Annotated in this window: 16 protein-coding genes; 10 read left to right on the top strand and 6 right to left on the bottom strand. The window is 71.0% G+C overall.

Annotated features, from left to right (window positions below; all coding sequences use genetic code 11):
• Positions 1-12: 12 nt before the first annotated feature.
• Genes ACH492_RS25315 through ACH492_RS25305 form a run of 3 tightly spaced genes read right to left on the bottom strand, consistent with a single transcriptional unit; the run spans position 13 to position 4,180 of the window.
• The gene (locus ACH492_RS25315; protein ID WP_398989962.1) at positions 13-1,695 is read right to left on the bottom strand and encodes a thiamine pyrophosphate-binding protein; all 1,683 of its coding nucleotides are present in this window, start codon (positions 1,693-1,695) and stop codon (positions 13-15) included.
• Positions 1,692-2,654 carry an agmatinase gene (speB, locus tag ACH492_RS25310; protein ID WP_398989961.1) on the bottom strand — a complete coding sequence of 321 codons (963 nt, stop codon included), beginning with the start codon at positions 2,652-2,654 and terminating at the stop codon, positions 1,692-1,694. Before speB ends, ACH492_RS25315 begins: the two co-directional genes overlap by 4 nt.
• A gap of 53 nt (positions 2,655-2,707) precedes the next feature.
• The gene (locus ACH492_RS25305; protein ID WP_398989960.1) at positions 2,708-4,180 is read right to left on the bottom strand and encodes a sodium:solute symporter; all 1,473 of its coding nucleotides are present in this window, start codon (positions 4,178-4,180) and stop codon (positions 2,708-2,710) included.
• 122 nt (positions 4,181-4,302) lie between these two features.
• On the opposite strand from ACH492_RS25305, the gene ACH492_RS25300 reads away from it, so the two are divergent.
• The 3 genes from ACH492_RS25300 to tesB all read left to right on the top strand — a co-directional run bounded on the left by ACH492_RS25300 (position 4,303) and on the right by tesB (position 7,976).
• The gene (locus ACH492_RS25300; RefSeq protein WP_398989959.1) at positions 4,303-5,772 is read left to right on the top strand and encodes a PucR family transcriptional regulator; all 1,470 of its coding nucleotides are present in this window, start codon (positions 4,303-4,305) and stop codon (positions 5,770-5,772) included.
• A gap of 161 nt (positions 5,773-5,933) precedes the next feature.
• Positions 5,934-7,091: an acyl-CoA dehydrogenase family protein gene (locus tag ACH492_RS25295; RefSeq protein ID WP_398989958.1), complete on the top strand. Its 1,158-nt coding sequence runs from the start codon at positions 5,934-5,936 to the stop codon at positions 7,089-7,091.
• Between the two features lie 9 nt (positions 7,092-7,100).
• Complete coding sequence (tesB, locus tag ACH492_RS25290; RefSeq protein WP_398989957.1) at positions 7,101-7,976, top strand: acyl-CoA thioesterase II; 876 nt, start codon at positions 7,101-7,103, stop codon at positions 7,974-7,976.
• Between the two features lie 51 nt (positions 7,977-8,027).
• Here tesB and ACH492_RS25285 read toward each other — a convergent pair whose 3' ends face one another.
• Entirely contained in the window at positions 8,028-8,816 is a 789-nt protein-coding gene (locus ACH492_RS25285; protein WP_398989956.1) for a phosphatase, read from the bottom strand.
• A gap of 90 nt (positions 8,817-8,906) precedes the next feature.
• Entirely contained in the window at positions 8,907-9,500 is a 594-nt protein-coding gene (locus tag ACH492_RS25280) for a TetR/AcrR family transcriptional regulator (RefSeq protein ID WP_398989955.1), read from the bottom strand.
• Between the two features lie 108 nt (positions 9,501-9,608).
• Between ACH492_RS25280 and ACH492_RS25275 the strand changes: the two genes are divergently transcribed.
• From ACH492_RS25275 to ACH492_RS25250, 6 genes are all read left to right on the top strand, one after another.
• Positions 9,609-11,225 (top strand): carboxyl transferase domain-containing protein, encoded by a 1,617-nt coding sequence (locus ACH492_RS25275; protein WP_398989954.1) that lies wholly within the window; start codon positions 9,609-9,611, stop codon positions 11,223-11,225.
• Positions 11,226-11,239: 14 nt separating this feature from the next.
• Positions 11,240-13,204: an acetyl/propionyl/methylcrotonyl-CoA carboxylase subunit alpha gene (locus ACH492_RS25270; protein WP_398989953.1), complete on the top strand. Its 1,965-nt coding sequence runs from the start codon at positions 11,240-11,242 to the stop codon at positions 13,202-13,204.
• Complete coding sequence (locus tag ACH492_RS25265; protein WP_398989952.1) at positions 13,201-14,142, top strand: hydroxymethylglutaryl-CoA lyase; 942 nt, start codon at positions 13,201-13,203, stop codon at positions 14,140-14,142. Before ACH492_RS25270 ends, ACH492_RS25265 begins: the two co-directional genes overlap by 4 nt.
• A gap of 2 nt (positions 14,143-14,144) precedes the next feature.
• Positions 14,145-15,305, top strand: coding sequence for an acyl-CoA dehydrogenase family protein (locus ACH492_RS25260; RefSeq protein ID WP_398989951.1), 1,161 nt, complete (start codon positions 14,145-14,147; stop codon positions 15,303-15,305).
• A 123-nt stretch (positions 15,306-15,428) separates the two neighbouring features.
• Positions 15,429-16,454 carry an ABC transporter substrate-binding protein gene (locus ACH492_RS25255; RefSeq protein ID WP_398989949.1) on the top strand — a complete coding sequence of 342 codons (1,026 nt, stop codon included), beginning with the start codon at positions 15,429-15,431 and terminating at the stop codon, positions 16,452-16,454.
• Positions 16,455-16,456: 2 nt separating this feature from the next.
• On the top strand, positions 16,457-17,353 hold the full coding sequence (locus ACH492_RS25250; RefSeq protein ID WP_398989948.1) for a siderophore-interacting protein: 897 nt from the start codon (positions 16,457-16,459) through the stop codon (positions 17,351-17,353).
• Between the two features lie 244 nt (positions 17,354-17,597).
• On the opposite strand, the gene ACH492_RS25245 is transcribed toward ACH492_RS25250, so the two are convergent.
• The gene (locus tag ACH492_RS25245) at positions 17,598-19,265 is read right to left on the bottom strand and encodes a beta-N-acetylhexosaminidase (RefSeq protein ID WP_398990038.1); all 1,668 of its coding nucleotides are present in this window, start codon (positions 19,263-19,265) and stop codon (positions 17,598-17,600) included.
• A 116-nt stretch (positions 19,266-19,381) separates the two neighbouring features.
• Between ACH492_RS25245 and ACH492_RS25240 the strand changes: the two genes are divergently transcribed.
• Positions 19,382-20,257, top strand: a complete 876-nt coding sequence (locus ACH492_RS25240; protein ID WP_398989947.1) for a DUF4429 domain-containing protein — start codon at positions 19,382-19,384, stop codon at positions 20,255-20,257.
• Positions 20,258-20,283: the final 26 nt, after the last annotated feature.

Raw genomic sequence — 20,283 nt, 5'->3', positions numbered from 1 at the left:
CAGAGGGACGGCTCAGGCGTGCGTCGGGGCGAACATCCGCAGGACCGCGGGGAGCACGACCACCGAGGGGCCCGGCTCCGTGAGCGCCTTGCCCAGATCTTCCGTCAGGGACTCCGGGGTCGTACGGACCGCGGGCACCCCGAAGGACTCCGCCAGCGCCACAAAGTCCGGGCGGGACAGTTCCGTCGCTGTCGGCTCGCCGAAGGCGTCCTTCATGTACTCGCGCAGGATGCCGTAGCCGCCGTCGTCCACGATCAGCCAGGTGACCGGGAGGTCGTACTGGCGTGCCGTGGCCAGTTCCGCGATCGAGTACATCGCGCCGCCGTCGCCCGAGACCGCGAGGACCGGGCGGGAGCGGTCCGCCGCCGCGGCGCCCAGCGCCGCCGGGTAGCCGTAGCCGAGGCCGCCCGCGCCCTGGGCCGAGTGCATCGTGTTCGGGTGGCGGGCGTCGAAGGCGGACCAGGCCCAGTAGGCCAGGATCGTCATGTCCCAGAAGCTGGGCGAGCTGTCCGGCAGGGCCTCGCGTACGGACGCCAGCACCTGCTGTTCCAGGGGGAGGTCCTGGGACGCGATTCGTTCGCGGACCTGCGTCAGGACCGTACGGACACGCTCCGCCGCCGTGGCGTCCTCGCGCTCCTCCACCGTCTCCAGCAGCGCCGACAGCGCCAGGCGCGCATCCGCGTGGATGCCGAGGCCCGGGTGATTGGACTCCAGCTTGCCCGCGTCCGCCTCGATCTGGATGACCCGGCCGCGCGGTGCGAACGTGTGGTAGTTCGAGGACAGTTCGCCCAGGCCGGATCCGACCACGAGCAGGACGTCCGCCGACTCGAGGAAGTCCGTGGTGTGGCGGTCCTCCAGCCAGGACTGGAGTGACAGCGGGTGCTCCCAGGGGAACGCGCCCTTGCCGCCGAAGGTCGTGACGACCGGGGCGTCCAGCTTCTCCGCGAGCGCGAGGAGCTTGCCGGACGCGTCGGAGCGTACGACTCCGCCGCCCGCGATGATCGCCGGGCGGGAGGCGCGAGACAGCAAGTCGGCTGCCACCGCGGTCAGTTCAGGGCGCGGCACGACCTCGTCCGGGGTCGCGTCCATCGCCGTGACGACCGGCAGCGTCGTCCTCGCCAGAAGAACGTCCTGGGGGATCTCCACCCATACCGGGCCGTGCGGAGCCGTCAGCGCCGACTTCCACGCCGCCGCGATAGCCGAAGGGATCTGCGAAGCCGTACGCACGGTGTGCACGGACTTCACGATGTCGCGGAACGACGCCTGCTGGTCGCGCAGTTCGTGAAGATAGCCGTGGCGGCCACCGCCAAGACCGGCCGTCGGCACCTGACTGCCGATCGCCAGCACGGGCGCAGAAGCCGCCGCCGACTCCTGGAGCGCGGCCAGTGCCATCAGCGCACCCGGGCCGGTGGAGAGCAGCAGCGGGGCCACTTCACCCGTCAGACGGCCGTACGCGTCGGCGGCGAAGCCCGCGTTGTTCTCGACGCGCAGTCCGACGTACGAGAGCGAGGAGCGGCGCAGCGCGTCGAACATGCCCAGCGCGTGCTGGCCGGGCAGGCCGAAGACCGTCGTCGCGCCCAGGCCCTGGAGCGTCTCGACCACGAGGTCGCCCCCGTTGCGGCCGGGCGGCGGGTTCAGCGCGGCCGCGGTCTGCGCCTCGGTCGGCCGCAGGACCAGGTCGTGATCGTGGGTCATCGGGTCTCCGCGATCTGGCGGGACATGATCGTGGTCAGCTCGTACGCCGTGTGGGACGCCGCGACCGAGGTGATCTCGGCATGGTCGTACGCGGGCGCGACCTCGACGACGTCCGCCGACACGAGGTTGCAGGAGGCCAGACCGCGCAGGATCTCCAGCAGCTCGCGGGAGGTCATGCCCCCCGCCTCGGGCGTGCCGGTGCCCGGGGCGTGGGCCGGGTCGAGGCAGTCGATGTCGATGGAGATGTAGAGCGGACGGTCACCGATGCGCTGGCGCAGCTGGTCGGCAACCTCGTCGGCGCCCCGGCGGTAGACGTCGGAGGAGGTGACGATGCCGAAGCCCATCTTCTCGTCGTCGGTCAGGTCCTGCTTGCCGTACAGGGGGCCGCGGATACCGACGTGCGAGAGCGCCTCGGTGTCGAGGATGCCCTCCTCGACGGCCCGGCGGAACGGCGTGCCGTGGGTGTACTCCGCGCCGAAGTACGTGTCCCAGGTGTCCAGGTGCGCGTCGAAGTGGAGCAGGGCGACCGGGCCGTGCTTCTTGGCGACCGAACGCAGCAGGGGCAGCGCGATGGTGTGGTCGCCACCGAGCGTCATCAGCCGCGCGCCGGTACCCAGTAGTTCGTCGGCCGCGGCCTCGATCGTTTCGACGGCCTCGTTGATGTTGAACGGGTTCGCGGAGATGTCACCCGCGTCCGCGACCTGCGCGAGAGCGAAGGGCGAGGCGTCCTGCGCCGGGTTGTACGGGCGCAGGAGCCTCGACGCCTCGCGGATCGCGTTACCGCCGAAGCGCGCGCCGGGCCGGTAGGAGACCCCGGAGTCGAAGGGAACACCGACCACGGCGACATCGGCGCGGCCGACCTCGTCGAGCCGGGGCAGCCGGGCGAACGTGGCGGGTCCGGCGTACCGCGGGATACGGGACGAGTCGATCGGGCCGCGCGGTTGCTCGGTGCTGCTCATGTGAATTGCCTTCTTTCCTACGCTTCGTTGCGGTTTGACTCTAGCTGTGGGCGCTAGCTGGGGACAGCGGCGGGCTCGGCCGGGGCCTCAGCCTCGGCACCTGGGCGGCCGGCCAGCCGCTCGCGCCAGTTCGCCAGGATCGCCTCGTCCGTCGGCCGGGTGCACAGGCTGACGATCGCGTACGCGGCGAGCGAGGCCAGCAGGCCGTAGTAGATGGGCTCGGTCGCGAGGATCGAGTACTTCGCCATCAGGGCGATCACGGCCCCGCCGCCGACGACGACTCCGGCGAGCGCCCCGTAGACCGTGCCGCGCTTCCACAGCAGACCGCCGAGGATGGGCACCAGCAGACCGGCGACGAGGAGGTTGTACGCGACGGTCAGCGCCTCGATGACGTTGTTCAGGGCGATGGCGATGCAGATGACGGCGACGCCCATGATGAGAATGAAGGCCCGGTTGCCCTTGACCTCGTCGTGCGGATCGTCGCCGCGCGCCGAGACCGCGCCGCGCAGCCGCGACCAGATGTCGTTGTTGGCGACGGTGGCGCAGGCGATGAGCGCGCCGGAGGAGGTGGACATCACCGCGGCGAGCGCGGCGGCGAGCACCAGGCCGCGCACGCCCATGGGGAGTTCGTCCTTGACGATGGTGGCGAAGGCGTCGTCCGCGTTGCCCAGCTTGGGGTAGAGCACCTTGGCCGCGGTGCCGATGACCGCGCCGGCCAGGGCGTAGACGAGACAGTAGGTGCCTGCGACGGTGCCGCCCCAGCGGGCGACCTTGTCGGTGCGGGCGGTGAAGACGCGCTGCCAGATGTCCTGACCGATCAGCATGCCGAAGGTGTAGATCAGGACGTACGTGAAGATCGTCTCGCCGCCGATGCCGAGCGGTGCGAAGTACTCGTTCGGCAGCTGGGCCCTCATCTCGGCGAAGCCGCCCGCCTTGACGACCGCGATGGGCAGCAGGAGCAGCAGTACGCCGACGGTCTTGACGACGAACTGCACCATGTCGGTGAGGGTGATCGACCACATGCCGCCGAGCGCGGAGTACGCGACGACGATCGAGCCGCCGAGGATGATCGCGACGGTGCGGTTCATGTCGAAGAGGACGTCGAAGATCGTGGCGTACGCGATGGTCGAGGTGACCGCGAGCATCAGGGTGTACGCCCACATCACGACGCCGGTGATGATGCCGGCCTTGCCGCCGTAGCGCAGGTCGAGCATCTCGGAGACGGTGTAGACCTTGAGGCGGGCGATGCGCGCGGAGAAGAATATGCTCAGCGCGAGCAGCCCGAGGCCGATGGCGAAGACCATCCAGGCGCCGGAGAGGCCGTACTTGTAGCCGAGGCCCACGCCGCCGATGGTGGAGGCGCCGCCGAGGACGATGGCGGCCATGGTGCCGGAGTACATCCAGGGGCCGAGCCGGCGGCCGGCGACCAGGAACTCGCTCTTGGACTTCGCGCGGCGCATGCCCCACCAGCCCATGCCGAGCATGCCGGCCAGGTAAACGACGATTACTGCATAGTCGACAGCCATCGGCTTCCTTTCGTCTCGTCCCCCGGGTCCTCAGGTCTTGTGCGACGACGGTAGGTGGCCGGAAAGCATCGCTGAAGTGTACGTTTCATCCATTCTTGACGCCGCCTATGGATGGACTGTCCATGCCGGAGATCGCAGCAGCCCCACCGACCCCACCGATCCCTCTCGCCGCACTGCTGGCCCGCGAGGAACTCGGTCTGCGCCAGATCGCCGGGCCGGTGGAGGCGGGCGCGGCGGTGCGCATGGTGCACACCTCCGAGATGGCGGACCCCTATCCGTATCTGCTCGGCGGTGAGCTGCTGCTGAGCGCGGGGGTGCTGCTCAAGGACCCCGACATGTACGTCTCGCGCATCGTGCAGGCGGGGGCGGCGGCGCTGGGCTTCGGCGTGGCGCCGGTGTACGACACGGTGCCTCAGGCGCTGATCGAGGCGTGCGACCGGCATGGGCTGCCGCTGCTCGAGGTGCCGCCGAAGACGACGTTCACGGCGGTGGCGCGTGCGGTCTGGCGCCTGATGGCGGAGGCGCGCCACCGGGAACTGCGCCGGGTGACCCAGGCCCAGCAGGGCCTCGCCGCGGCGGCGGCCCGCCCTGACCCGGTCCCGGCGGTCCTGCACCAGCTGGCGTCCCGCCTGGGCGGCCAGGCGGTGCTGCTGGCCCCGGACGGCACGGAACTCTCGTCGTCGGGCCGCGCGCCGAGCCCGGACGCGGGGGCGGCGCTGAGGCGGCTGGCGCAGGTGGTGAAACCGCTGCCGGGAACGCCGGGGGACGACGCGGGGCAGGCCGGGCCCGTGCCCGCCTCCGCCAGTGACGCCATTCCCGGCGCGCAGCTCGCCGCCTACGCCCTCGGTGGGCACCAGAGGCTCGTCCTCGGGCTCGCCACCCCCGTGCGCGAGGCCGGCGACCACACCGTCGCCGGAGTCGCCGTCGTCCTCCTCTCGCTGCTCACCGCGCCCCACCAGGGCGCCGACAGCAGCGGGCGCAGCGCCGCCCTCGTACGGCTGCTGCTCGGGGCGGGGGCCTCCGAGGCCGCGGCACTGCTGGGGGCCGAGCGGTGGACCGTCGTCCACGCACGCGGCGGGAGCGGCACCCCCTTCGCCGCGTCCGCGCTCGGCGCAGCGCTCGGCAGCGCGCTCGTCGACCCGGCCGACGACGGGACCGTACGGATCCTGCTGCCGGCCGACAGCGAGGTCACCCCGCAGCCCGGCTGGCTGCTCGGCGTGAGCGCCCCCGTCCTCCCCGAAGAGCTCGCCGCCGCCGACAGCCAGGCCGCCAGGGCCGTGCACCGGGCCGCCGCCACCCGCACTGAGCTGGTCAGGCACCGCGGCACCTCGCTCTCGGCGCTGCTGGCCCCCGAGGAGGCGGCCGCCCATGCCCGGCTGCGTCTCGCCCCGATCGCGGACTCCCCAGCTCTGCTCGACACCCTGCGCAACTGGCTGTCGTTGCACGGCAGTTGGGACCGCACCGCCGCGGCGATGGAGGTCCACCGCAACACCGTCCGCCAGCGCATCGCCCGCTGCGCGACCCTGCTCGACGAGGACCTGGACGACGCGGACGTACGGATGGAGCTGTGGTTCGCGCTGCGCTCGCTGTGACGCGAACGACCGTCCCCCACCCTGGACAGCCCCGGTGACCGCCGGGTAACTTTGTCTGAGCAAGCGCTTAGTTGCACCATCAATTGAGCAACCACGATGGCGCTGAACCACCTCCGCGGGAGCGGCGGCGGTCCAGCCGCAAAGGGAAGGGGGGCGTCCCCGTGCGCCGTACCGTTTTCAACGAGGACCACGAGGCGTTCCGCGAGACCATCCGCGCCTTCATCGAGGCCGAGGTCGTCCCCGTCTACGACGAGTGGTTCGCGGCCGGCCAGGCGCCCCGCGACTTCTACTACAAGCTCGGTGAGCTGGGCGTCTTCGGCATCAACGTCCCCGAGGAGTTCGGCGGCGCGGGCCTGGACACGCACAAGTTCGAGGCCGTGCTCTACGAGGAGACCTCCCGCGCGGGCGTCAACTTCGGCGGCTCCGGCGTGCATGTGCTGCTCGCCCTGCCGTACATCAAGCTGCTTGCCACCGACGAGCAGAAGAAGCGCTACCTCGAGAAGTTCGTCACCGGCGAGGAGATGTGGGCGCTGGCGATGACCGAGCCGGGCACCGGCTCCGACGTCGCGGGCATGAAGACCACGGCCAAGCTCTCGGAAGACGGCACGCACTACGTCCTCAACGGCGCCAAGACCTTCATCACCGGTGGTGTGCACGCCGACCGCGTGATCGTGTGCGCCCGCACCTCCGCCCCGCGTGAGGACGACCGCCGCTTCGGCATCTCGCTGTTCGCGGTGGACACCAAGTCGGAGGGCTACTCGGTCGGCCGCAAGCTGGACAAGCTCGGCCTGCGCACCTCCGACACCGCCGAGCTGGCCTTCGTCGACGTGAAGGTGCCGGTCGAGGACCTGCTCGGCGAGGAGAACAAGGGCTTCTACTACCTCGGCCAGAACCTGCCCTCCGAGCGCTGGGGCATCGCGTTCGGCGCGTACGCGCAGGCCAAGGCCGCCGTCCGGTTCGCCCAGCAGTACGTGCAGGACCGCACGGTCTTCGGCAAGCCGGTCGCCTCCTTCCAGAACACCAAGTTCGAACTGGCCGCCTGCCAGGCCGAGGTGGACGCCGCCGAGGCCGTGGCCGACCGTACCCTGGAGGCCCTGGACGCGGGCGAGCTGTCCGCCGCGGAGGCCGCGTCCGCGAAGCTGTTCTGCACCGAGGTGGCGCACCGCGTCATCGACAAGTGCCTCCAGCTGCACGGCGGTTACGGCTACATGAACGAGTACCCGATCGCCCGCCTGTACGCCGACAACCGCGTCAACCGCATCTACGGCGGCACCAGCGAGGTCATGAAGTCCATCATCGCCAAGTCGATGGGCCTGTAGGTTCCATCCGTGAACCAAGCGCTCGACGACCTGCTCGATCTGCTCGACCTGGAGCAGATCGAGCAGAACATCTTCCGCGGCCGGTCCCGGTCCGCGGTGGTCCCGCGCGTCTTCGGAGGGCAGGTCGCGGCCCAGGCTCTCGTCGCCGCGGGCCGCACCGTGCCCGACGACCGCACGGCCCACTCCCTGCACTCGTACTTCCTGCGCATGGGCGACCCGGGCGCGCCGATCGTCTACACGGTCGACCGGATCCGCGACGGCCGCTCCTTCACCACACGCCGGGTGGTGGCCGTGCAGCACGGGCAGCCGATCTTCCATCTCTCGGCGTCGTTCCAGACGTACGAGGAGGGGCTGGAGCACCAGGCGGAAATGCCTGCCGCGCCGGACCCGGAGACGCTGCCGACGGCGGCCGAGATGCTGCCGCGCTACGCGGACCGCTTCGTCGATCCGGGCGTGGCCGACCGTTTCCTGGAGGCGCGGGCGGCGGTCGATCTCCGGTACGTCGACGCCCCGCCGTACGGAACGGTCGGCGAGGCGCGCGAGCCGCGCTCGCAGGTCTGGTTCCGGGCGAACGGCAAGCTCGCCGACAACCCGCTGCTGCACGTCTGCCTCGCCACGTACGTCTCCGACATGACGCTGCTCGACTCGGTGCTGCTCGCGCACGGCCGCGGGGGCTGGGCGGTCGGCGATGTCGTGGGCGCGTCGCTCGACCACGCGATGTGGTTCCACCGCCCCTTCAGGGCGGACGAGTGGCTGCTCTACGACCAGGAGTCACCGTCGGCCTCCGGCGGCCGGGGTCTGGGCCAGGCGCGGATCTACACGCAGGACGGGCGGCTGGCGATCACCGTCATCCAGGAGGGCGTCGTTCGCGTACCCCGCGCCTGAGGACGGTCAGGCGGCGGGCGTGTGCGCCGCCCCGCCGTCAGCCGTCGGGCGTCAGCCCTGGGACGTCAGCCCCGCCGCGTCCAGCAGATACTCGGCCATCGGGTCGTAGAAGCGGGGATCGGTGACGTGGTCGTCCAGGGGCACCACCACCTGGAGGGTCCCCTCCGCCTCCCCGATGAACAGCGCGGGGTCGTTGCAGTCCGCGTACCCGACGGAGTCCAGACCCCGCTGTCCCGCGCACCCGGCCCAGCCGTGGTCCGCCACCACCAGGTCGGGCTGCGGGCGGGCCTCCCGCTCCAGCGCGTCCAGGATCGCGGCCATGGGCGCCGGGGAGTGCGTGTGCCACAGGGTCGCGCCGCGCTCCAGCATCGCGATGTCCGCGAACTGGAACACCATGCCCTCGTCGGCGGTGAGCCCGCCCGGAATCCGTACGATCTCGCACCCGGCGGCCCGCAGCGCGTCGGCGGTCTGTCTGTGGACATCCAGCAGCCCGCCGGGATGCCCGGTCGCGAACAGCACCCGCTCCTGCCCGGCGGCGGCCTTCCGCAGCCGGGCGGCCAGCCGGTCCAGGGCGTCGACGGTCAGCTCGGGGTCGATGGTGTCCTGCCCGGCCCGGTGCTGGGGATCGTCGTTGACACCGCACCGCTCGGCCATCACGGCGAGCACATCCTGCTCATCGGTCCACCGGTCGCCGAGCTCCAGGCCGAGCCAGAAGTGACGGTCGCCGTTGGCGAGCTTGCGGTAGTGGGAGAGATTGTTGTCGCGGGGGGTGGCGACGTCTCCGGCGATACGTGTGCGGACGAGGTGGTCGACAAGGGCGGCACGGCTGGGTATCGGCATGAGCCCATTGTGCCGTCCGGCACGCCCGCGGCGCCCTGCGTCCCGAACGTTGGACGGCAGCGGCGGACGGCTGGGCAGAACCCCAGGTCCTCAGCCCGCCAGTGACGCGAAAGCCCCGTGTGCCAAGCGCCGCAGCAGTGTCTCCGTCGCCGCGCGGCCCGGCAGGCCGCCGCCGTACGAGCCCAGATGCGGCGTGGAGTTGAGCAGGCCGAACACCGCGTGGACCGCCGCTCTGGCCTCCGACTCCGCGACGTCCGGGTGGAGTTCGCGGACCGCGGTGACCCACAGCTCGACGTACTGCCGCTGCAACTGCCGCACCAGTTTGCGGTCGCTGTCGCGCAGCCGGTCCAACTCGCGGTCGTGGAGTGTGATCAGCGGGCGGTCGTCGAGAGCGAAGTCGATGTGCCCGTCGATGAGCGAGGCGAGCAGCGCCTCGGGGTCGGCCGGCGCCTCCTCGACGCGGAGCCGGCCGCCGCTCAGCAGGCGTTCGCTGATGCCCACCAGCAGCTCCGCGAGCATCGCGTCCTTGCCGGGGAAGTGGCGGTACAGGCCGGGTCCGCTGATACCGACGGCCGCCCCTATCTCGTCGACGCCGACGCCGTGGAAGCCGCGCTCGGCGAACAGGCGCGCGGCCGCCTTGAGGATCTGCTCGCGACGCGTCGGGGCGTCGGTCCTGGTGGTCATGACATTGATTCTAGACAACGCTGTTAGCGGTCGTTAACCTGAAGGAAACGCGTTAACGCTCATTAACTTTTTCTCGTACGAAGGCGTACGGCAAGGGGGCGCACGACGATGGAGCAGGCACCCGTGCTGGCGAGCGCGGCGGACCCCGCCTCACCGGCCTGGCAGGCCAACGAGGCGGCGCACCAGGAGCTGGCCGACGCCCTGCGCGCCAAGCTGGCCGAGGCCCGCCTCGGCGGCGGCGAAAAGGCCCGGGCCCGCCACACCGCCCGCGGGAAGCTGCTGCCGCGCGACCGCGTGGACACCCTCCTCGACCCGGGCTCGCCCTTCCTGGAGCTCGCCCCGCTTGCCGCGGAGGGGATGTACGACGGCCAGGCCCCGGCCGCCGGAGTGATCGCCGGGATCGGCCGGGTCAGCGGCCGCGAGGTGGTCGTCGTCGCCAATGACGCCACCGTCAAGGGCGGCACGTACTACCCGATGACGGTCAAGAAGCACCTGCGCGCCCAGGAGGTGGCGCTGGAGAACCGCCTGCCCTGCGTGTATCTCGTCGACTCCGGCGGCGCCTTCCTCCCCATGCAGGACGAGGTCTTCCCCGACCGCGAGCACTTCGGGCGGATCTTCTACAACCAGGCCCGGATGTCCGGCGCCGGCATCCCGCAGATCGCTGCGGTCCTCGGCTCCTGCACGGCCGGCGGGGCATACGTCCCGGCGATGAGTGACGAGGCCGTGATCGTGCGCAACCAGGGCACGATCTTCCTCGGCGGACCGCCGCTGGTGAAGGCCGCGACCGGCGAGGTCGTCACGGCGGAGGAGCTGGGCGGCGGCGAGGTCCACTCCCGGATCTCCGGCGTCACCGACCATCTCGCCGAGGACGACGCGCACGCGCTGCGGATCGTACGGAACATCGTGGCGACGCTCCCCGAGCGCGGCCCGCTCCCCTGGTCGGTCCAACCGGCAGAGGAGCCGAAGGTGGACCCCGCCGGGCTGTACGGCGCGGTGCCGGTGGACTCCCGCACCCCCTATGACGTACGCGAAGTGATCGCCCGGATCGTGGACGCCTCCCGGTTCGCGGAGTTCAAGTCGGAGTTCGGCACGACGCTGATCACCGGCTTCGCCCGGATCCACGGCCACCCGGTCGGCATCGTCGCCAACAACGGCATCCTGTTCTCCGAGTCCGCCCAGAAGGGCGCGCACTTCATCGAGCTGTGCGACCAGCGCGGCATCCCCCTGCTCTTCCTGCAGAACATCTCGGGCTTCATGGTGGGCCGGGACTACGAGGCGGGCGGCATCGCCAAGCACGGCGCGAAGATGGTCACGGCGGTGGCCTGCACCCGCGTGCCGAAGCTGACGGTCGTCGTCGGCGGCTCGTACGGCGCGGGGAACTACTCGATGTGCGGCCGGGCGTACTCCCCTCGCTTCCTGTGGATGTGGCCCAACGCCAAGATCTCCGTGATGGGCGGCGAGCAGGCGGCGTCGGTGCTGGCCACGGTGAAGCGGGACCAGCTGGAGGGCCGCGGCGAGCAGTGGCCGGCCGCCGAGGAAGAGGCCTTCAAGGAGCCGATCCGAGCGCAGTACGAGCAACAGGGCAATGCTTATTACGCGACGGCCAGGCTGTGGGACGACGGCGTGATCGACCCCCTGGAGACCCGGCAGGTGCTGGGCCTCGCGCTCACGGCCTGCGCCAATGCCCCGCTGACCGACCCCGCCTTCGGCGTCTTCCGGATGTGAGACGGACCATGACGATGTTCAGCACAGTTCTTGTCGCCAACCGGGGCGAGATCGCGGTCCGGGTCATTCGTACGCTGCGCGCCCTGGGCGTCCGCTCGGTCGCCGTCTTCAGCGACGCGGACGCGGACGCGAGGCATGTACGGGAGGCGGACACCGCGGTCCGTATCGGCCCCGCACCCGCGGCCGAGAGCTACCTCTGCGTGGAGCGCCTGCTGGAGGCCGCGGCCCGTACCGGCGCCGAGGCCGTCCACCCCGGCTACGGCTTCCTCGCGGAGAACGCGGGCTTCGCGCAGGCCTGCGCCGACGCGGGCCTGGTCTTCATCGGGCCGCCCGCCTCGGCGATCTCGCTGATGGGCGACAAGATCCGCGCGAAGGAGACCGTGCAGGCGGCGGGCGTCCCGGTGGTGCCTGGCTCGTCCGGCTCCGGCCTGACGGACGACCAACTGGCCGCCGCTGCCCGGGAGATCGGCATGCCGGTGCTGCTGAAGCCCTCGGCGGGCGGCGGCGGCAAGGGCATGCGCCTGACCCGGGTCGAGTCGGTGCTCCTGGAGGAGATCGCGGCGGCCCGCAGAGAGGCGCGTGCCTCGTTCGGCGACGACACCCTCCTTGTGGAGCGGTGGATCGACCGCCCCCGGCACATCGAGATCCAGGTGCTGGCCGACGGCCACGGCAATGTGGTCCACCTCGGCGAGCGCGAGTGCTCGCTCCAGCGCCGCCACCAGAAGATCATCGAGGAGGCGCCGAGCGTCCTGCTCGACCCGGAAACCCGTGCCGCGATGGGCGAGGCGGCCGTGCAGGCGGCGCGTTCGTGCGGCTACCGGGGCGCGGGCACGGTGGAGTTCATCGTCCCGGGCAACGACCCCTCCTCGTACTTCTTCATGGAGATGAACACCCGACTCCAGGTCGAGCATCCGGTGACGGAGCTGGCTGTGTCGATCACGGGAAGGGGCGGCCCGGACCTGGTGGAGTGGCAGCTGCGGGTCGCGGCGGGCGAGCAACTGCCCTTCGCCCAGCGGGACATCACACTCACCGGCCATGCGATCGAGGCCCGTATCTGCGCGGAGGACCCTGCCCGCGGCTTCCTGCCCTCGGGCGGCACGGTGCTCGCCCTGCGCGAACCGCAGGGCGACGGCGTGCGCACCGACTCCGGCCTCAGCGAGGGCACGGAGGTCAGCAGCCTGTACGACCCGATGCTGTCGAAGGTCATCGCCCACGGCCCGGACCGCGCGACGGCCCTGCGCCGCCTGCGCGCGGCCCTCGCCGACACGGTCACCCTCGGCGTCCCGACGAACGCGGGCTTCCTGCGCCGCCTGCTGGCCCACCCGTTGGTCGTCTCGGGCGACCTGGACACGGGCCTGGTGGAGCGCGAGGCGGACGGACTCGTGCCGTCCGGTATCCCGGACGAGGTGTACGAAGCCGCGGCCGCGGTCCGGCTCGCCGAGCTGACTCCGCAGCGGGTCGCGGGCTGGACCGACCCCTTCTCCGTGCCGAGTGGCTGGCGCATGGGCGGCCGGCCCGCCCCTGTGACCCACTGGTTCCGCGTGCCGGGACTCGACCCGGTGTCCTATGAGGTACGGGACCGCAGCAGCCACCGTGTCGAGGCCGACCGGGTCTCGGTCACCCTCGACGGCGTGGTCCACACCTTCTGGCGGGCCGGCGCCTGGCTCGGCCGGGACGGTGACTCCTGGCACGTCCAGGACCACGACCCCGTCGCCGCCTCCCTCACCGGCGCCGCGCACGCCGGGGCCGACACGCTGGCCGCCCCCATGCCCGGGACGGTCACGGTCGTCAAGGTCGCTGTCGGGGACGAAGTCGCCGCCGGCCAGAGTCTGCTGGTCGTCGAGGCGATGAAGATGGAGCACGTCATCTCCGCCCCGCACGCCGGCACCGTCACCGAGCTCGATGTGACCGCGGGCTCCACCGTCGCCATGGACCAGGTGCTGGCCGTGGTCACCCCGCACGAGGAGGACGAGCGATGACCGGCCGACTGCCGATGGAGTTCCCGTCGCAGGACCTGCCGCCCCGGGTGCGCATCCACGAAGTGGGCCCGCGCGACGGTTTGCAGAATGAGAAGGCGGTCGTACCGACCGAGATCAAGGCGGAGTTCATCCACCGGCTGGCCGACGCCGGACTGACCACCGTCGAGGCGACCAGTTTTGTGCACCCCGACTGGGTGCCCCAACTGGCCGACGCCGAGCAGCTGTTCCCCCTGCTTGGCGACATCAGGGGCGTCGGCCTGCCCGTCCTCGTGCCGAACGCCCGCGGACTTGACCGCGCCATGGCACTCGGCGCGCGCCGTATCGCCGTGTTCGGAAGCGCGACCGAGACCTTCGCGAAGCGCAACCTCAACCGCACGATCGACGAGTCGCTCGCCATGTTCGAGCCGGTCGTCGCCAAGGCCCGCGCCGACAAGATCCATGTGCGCGGCTATCTCTCGATGTGCTTCGGCGACCCGTGGGAGGGGCCCGTCCCCGTCCACCAGGTCGTCCGGGTCGTCAAGCGGCTCATGGACCTCGGCTGCGACGAGCTGAGCCTGGGCGACACCATCGGCGTGGCCACGCCCGGCCATGTGCAGAGCCTGCTCGCCGAGCTCAACGAGGAGGGCGTGCCCACCTCCGCGATCGGCGTGCACTTCCACGACACGTACGGGCAGGCCCTCTCCAACACCCTCGCCGCGCTGCAGCACGGTGTGACCACCGTGGACGCCTCCGCGGGCGGCCTCGGCGGCTGCCCGTACGCGAAGAGCGCGACCGGAAATCTCGCCACCGAGGACCTCGTGTGGATGCTCAACGGCCTCGGCATCGAAACCGGGGTCGACCTCGGCCGGCTCACCGCCACCAGCGTCTGGCTGGCCGGACAACTGGGGCGACCGAGCCCCTCCCGCACCGTTCGCGCCCTCTCCCACAAGGAGTCGTAGCAATGTCGCTCGACCACCGGCTTTCCGCCGAACACGAGGAACTCCGCCGTACCGTCGAGGCGTTCGCGCACGATGTCGTGGCGCCCAAGATCGGCGACTTCTACGAGCGCCATGAGTTCCCGTACGAAATCGTCCGCGAGATGGGCCGCATGGGCCTGTTCGGACTGCCCTTCCCCGAGGAGTACGGCGGCATGGGCGGCGACTATCTCGCCCTCGGCATCGCCCTGGAGGAGCTGGCCCGCGTCGACTCGTCCGTCGCGATCACCCTCGAAGCGGGCGTCTCGCTCGGCGCGATGCCCCTGCATCTGTTCGGTACCGAGGAGCAGAAGCGCCAGTGGCTCCCCCGCCTGTGCTCCGGCGAGATCCTCGGCGCGTTCGGCCTGACCGAGCCGGGCGCGGGCTCGGACGCCGGTGGCACCCGCACCACGGCCGTACGGGACGGCGACGAGTGGGTCATCAACGGCTCCAAGTGCTTCATCACCAATTCCGGTACGGACATCACGGGCCTGGTCACGGTCACCGCGGTCACCGGCCGCACCGACGGGGGGAAGCCGCAGATCTCCTCGATCATCGTTCCGTCCGGCACCCCGGGCTTCACGGTCGCGGCCCCGTACTCCAAGGTCGGGTGGAACGCCTCGGACACGCGGGAGCTGTCCTTCGACGACGTCCGGGTGCCGCTCGCCAATCTGCTCGGCGAAGAGGGCCGCGGCTACGCCCAGTTCCTGCGCATCCTCGACGAGGGCCGGATCGCCATCTCCGCGCTCGCCACGGGCCTCGCTCAGGGCTGTGTGGACGAGTCCGTGAAGTACGCGCGGGAGCGGTACGCCTTCGGGCGGCCGATCGGCGCCAACCAGGCCATCCAGTTCAAGATCGCCGACATGGAGATGCGGGCCCATATGGCTCGGGTCGGCTGGCGCGACGCGGCATCCCGGCTGGTGCGGGGCGAGCCGTTCAAGAAGGAGGCGGCGCTGGCCAAGCTGTACTCCTCGACGATCGCGGTGGACAACGCCCGCGAGGCCACCCAGATCCACGGCGGCTACGGCTTTATGAACGAGTACCCGGTGGCCAGGATGTGGCGCGACTCCAAGATCCTGGAAATCGGCGAGGGCACGAGCGAGGTGCAACGGATGCTGATCGCACGGGAGTTGGGCCTGCCCGCCTGACGCACGGGCCCGCCGTCCGCACGGCCGGGGGAGGCATCTCCTGGGCACGGGATAAGGCTAGGCTAACCTACCCTCGAACTTGCCCAGTGGCCGACCCCGGCACGTACGAAAGCGGAAACCATCATGCCCAACGCCCGAGCTTCCCATCTCACCCGTCGCGGCCTGCTCACCGCGGGCAGCGCCCTCGGGCTCGGCGTCGCACTGGCCGCCTGCAGCAAGAAAGACGACAAGGGCGGCGCGGGCAAGGGCGCCGAGAAGTCCGGCCCCTGGAAGTTCCAGGACGACCGCGGTACGACCGTCGAGCTGAAGTCCGTCCCGAAGAACATCGTCGCCTTCACCGGCACCGCCGCCGCCCTCCATGACTACGGCGTCGAGGTCAAGGGCGTCTTCGGCCCGACCAAGACCAAGGACGGCAAGCCCGACGTCCAGGCCGGCGACCTCGACATCAGCAAGGTCAAGATTGTCGGCAATGTCTACGGCGAGTTCAACATCGAGCAGTACGCGGCTCTGGCCCCCGAGCTGCTGATCACCAACATGTGGGCCAAGAACGACCCGTGGTACGTCCCGCCGCAGTCCAAGGACAAGATCATGAAGCTGGCCCCCAGCGTTCTGCTGTGGGCCGCCGAGACCACGATGGCCAAGGCCCTGGAGCGCCACGCCGAGCTCGCCGAATCCCTCGGCGGCGACGTCAAGGGCAAGAAGGCCGCCGACGCCAAGGCCCGCTTCGAGAAGGCCGCGGCCCGGCTGCGCGCGGCCGCCAAGGCCAAGCCGAACATCAAGGTCCTGATCGGCTCCGGCAGCCAGGAACTCTTCTACGTCTCCGTCCCGAAGACGTCCGCCGACACCCTGTACTTCCAGGAGCTGGGCGTGAAGTTCGTGGAGCCGAAGCCGAACGCGCAGGGCTTCTTCGAGGAGCTCAGCTGGGAGAACGCCGGCAAGTACGGCGCCGACATCATCATCCTGGACAACCGCACCGGGACCCTTCAGCCCGACTCCCTGACCAAGAAGCCGACCTGGGGCAAGCTGCCCGCCGTCAAGGCCGGACAGGTCATCCCGCGCGTCACCGAGCCGATCTACTCCTACGACAAGTGCGCGCCGGTCCTCGAGGACCTGGCCAAGGCCATCGAGACCGCGAAGAAGGTTGCCTGACCATGACGACGACGGCCGAGGCCGCCCCGTTCCGCTTCTTCGACCTGGAGGTTGTACGGACCAGGCGGCTCGGTCCGTCCATGGTCCGCGTCACCTTCGGGGGCGAGGACCTGAAGCACTTCACCGCCGGGGGCCGCGACCAGTCCCTGTCACTGTTCCTGCCGCACCCGGGCCAGGACGCGCCGGTCGTGCCCGTCGACGCCGGTGACGGCAGCGCGATATTCGCCGCCTGGCGGGCGCTGCCCGACGACGTACGGGCCGTGATGCGCTCGTACACCGTGCGCGAGCAGCGCCAACTGCCGGGCGAGGCAGGCGAGGTGGACATCGACTTCGCACTGCACGCGGACGGCGGTCCCGCCTGCCGCTGGGCCGGCCGGGCCGCACCCGGACACCGCGTGATGGTGCTCGGCCCGGCCGTCGCCGACAACACCGCCGTGCGCTGCCGGCCGCCCGCGGACACCGACTGGGTGCTGATCTGGGCCGACGAGACGGCCCTGCCGGCCGCCGCGGCGATCCTTGAGTGGCTTCCGGCCGGGATGAAGGCCGGGGTCTGGCTGGAGGTGCAGCACACCGGGGACCGCCAGGACCTCAGGACCGCGGCGGACGCCCGGATCACCTGGCTGGTACGGGAGGAGGGCCCGCCGTCCGCCCTGGAGGCGGTCAGCGCTGCCGAGTTGCCCGAGGGCACCGGGTACGCCTGGATCGCGGGCGAGTCGGGCAGCGTGAAGGCGCTCCGCCGCCATCTGGTGCGCGAGCGTGAACTCGACCGCCGCCGCGTCACATTCGTCGGCTACTGGAAGCGCGGGGTGAGCGAGGACGGCCTCCGCGAGGAGGCCGAGGCCGGCGCGGTGGACGAGGCCGACGACGCCACCGAGGCCGAAAAGGCCACTGCGATGTGAACAGGGCCATAACAGTCGCGCCCCGAGGGGGCGAGGGTCATCCTGGTCATCGGCGAGGACGGCACGGTCCAGCGGGCCCGGTACGCCCTTCGGGCGTTGTCCTCAATCGCCGGACGGGCTGGATTTTCCAGCCCCTCCGGCGTTTGAGGAGCGGGGTCCGGGGCGGAGCCCCGAAAACCAGCCTCGCCGGCGTTTGAGGCACGGGCCCGGGGCGGAGCCCCAGGGCGCGGTGCGCCCGGACGTCTCAGCCCGAAGGCCAGGGCACCTGCGGGCTGCGGTAGAAGTCGATCCCGAGCGCCGCCATCCTCGGCCCCTGCGCCCCCAGCCGCACCTTGTACGACTCCCAGTCATGCGCAGACGCAGGCGACCAGCCCAGCTCCGCCACCCCCACCACCCGCGGGAACGCCATGAACTCGATGTGGTCGCTCGTCGAGATCGTCTCGGACCACAGCGGCGCCTCGACCCCCGCCACTGCCGACGCCGGCGCGCCCGGCAGATACGCCGCCGGGTCCCAGTCGTAGGACCTCCGCACCTCCACGTACCCGGCCCAGGCCAGCCCCAGCGGGGTGTCCTTGTTGTACTTCATGTCGAGGTAGATCCGGTCCGCAGGCGACAGAATCAACCCGGTGCCGTTCTGCGCGGCCTTCGCGACCTGCGCCTTCTCCGCGGCGCTGGTGCTGTCCAGACCCCAGTACTGCGCGAGCGCCCCCTTCGCCGGAGTCGCGCCGGTCAGCTGGTGCCAACCGACCACCGTCTTCCCGTACTTGGCGACGATCGGCTGCACCTTGTCCATGAACGCCACATAGTCCGCGTGGCTGGTGGAGTGCGCCTCGTCGCCACCGATGTGGAGGTACTTGCCGGGGGTGAGCGCGGCCAACTCGCGGATGACGTCGTCCACGAAGTCGTACGTCAAAGGCTTCGGCACGCACAGCGAGCTGAAGCCGACGTCCGTCCCGGTGTAGAGGGGCGGTGCGATGCCGGAGCAGTTCAGCTCGGCGTACGAGGCGAGGGCGGCGTTGGTGTGCCCCGGCATGTCGATCTCGGGGACGACCTCCAGATAGCGCGAGGCCGCGTAGCCGAGGATCTCCTTGTACTGGGCCTTGGTGTAGTGGCCGCCGGGGCCGCCGCCGACCTGGGTCGAGCCGCCGTACGCCGCCAGCCGCGGCCAGGAGTCGATGGCGATCCGCCAGCCCTGGTCGTCGGAGAGATGCAGATGCAGCTTGTTGATCTTGTAGAGCGCCAACTGGTCGATATAGAGCTTGACTTGGTCGACGGTGAAGAAGTGCCGGGAGACGTCGAGCATCGCGCCCCGGTAGCCGTAGCGCGGACTGTCGGTGATCGTGCCGCCCGCGACCTTCCACGGGCCGCGCTGCCGGGTGTCCTTCTCCACCGAGGCGGGCAGCAGCTGACGCAGCGTCTGCACGGCGTGGAAGAGCCCGGCGGGCTTGCGGGCGGTGAGGGTGAGCGCGCCGCGCGTGGACTCCAGCCGGTAGCCCTCGTCGCCCAGGGAGCGGTCCCCGGGGCTCAGCCGCAGCCGGATACCGCCGGGGCCGCGGTCGTCGGTGACGGGCAGGGCATAGCCGGTCGACGGCCGCAGCAGCTGGGCGAGATACGTGCCGATCCGGCGGGCCTCGCGGGAGTCGCCGTCGACCCGGATCCGGGTCCATGGCGTGAGGGTGTACGCGGACCCGCCCGGGCGCACGGAAGCGGGCGCGGGGACGATCTGGCCGAGCGGCCGGGCCTCGGGGGCGGCCGGAGCGGGGGCCTGGCCGGCGCCGACGCCGGCGATGCCCGCGGCCGCGACGAGCAGCAGCGAGCCGAAAAGACGGGGGAACGTTCTGGGCTGTCTCACAGGCTGGGTCCCTTCGACGGGCGTCGCAACTGTGGTGCTGAGCAACCGAACGGCAGTCATCATGCGTACCGCGCGCCTCAACTCCGGTCAAGGTGTAGACCACGCCCCTGGGCCGCCCCTCGCCAACTCCCCCTGGGCGAACCCACGTACGCCATCCCCGGTGCGAGAATCCCGGCATGGCGGAAATCATCCAGAAGGACGGCACCTGGACCTTCGACGGGGACACGGTGCGCATCGTGCCCGGCAGCGACAAGAGCGTGAGCCTGCTGCGCAAGACCCTCGGCGAGATCGCCGTACCGCTGGGGGCGCTCGCCGGGATCTCCTTCGAGCCGGGCAAGAAGTCCGGACGGCTGCGGCTGCGCCTGCGCAACGGCGCCGACCCGCTCCTGCAGATCACCGGCGGCAAGCTGGAGGACGGCTCCGACCCCTACCGGCTGACCGTGGACAACGACCGCACCGGCGTCGCCGAGTACTTCGTCGACGAGGTGCGCAACGCGCTGTTGCTGGAACAGGTGGAGACAGGCCCGGTCGACAGCTATCTGCTGCCCGGCCCCGCCCTGCCGATCACCGTGGGCGCGGGCGACGGCACCGCCACCTTCGACGGGGAGCGGATCCGGCTGGAGTGGAACTGGAAGACCGAGGAGTCCAAGTCATCCGGCGGCGCGCGCACCCTCGCGGTTCAGGACGTGGAGTCGGTGGAGTGGCTGCCGTCGGCCGGGCTGGAGAACGGCTACCTCCGCTTCGCCGTGTCCAAGGCCCCGACGAAGGCTCCGCCCAAGTACGACCCGCACGCGGTAGAGCTGTGGGGCTTCCGCAAGGACCCGCTGATGGCGCTGGTCGGGGCCGCCGTGGTGGCCCGTATGCCCCATCCGTACGCCCCCTCCCCCATCGCCCGTCCCGCCGAGCCTGCCGACGCCGTCCCCGCGCCCGGCGGCAGCGATCACGACGCGCTGCTGCGCCGACTGCGCGAGCTGGGCGAACTGCATGAGGCCGGAATACTGACGGCCGAGGAGTTCACCACCGCGAAACAGGCCGTATTGAAGCGAATGTGAGCTCTTCCTGCCCGCAATCGGGCAGG

Source organism: Streptomyces sp. NPDC019443, from assembly GCF_044389785.1.
Taxonomy (GTDB): Bacteria; Actinomycetota; Actinomycetes; order Streptomycetales; family Streptomycetaceae; genus Streptomyces.
The sequence above is the reverse complement of the archived record's forward strand: the minus strand, read 5'-3'. Positions and strand labels throughout refer to the sequence as shown.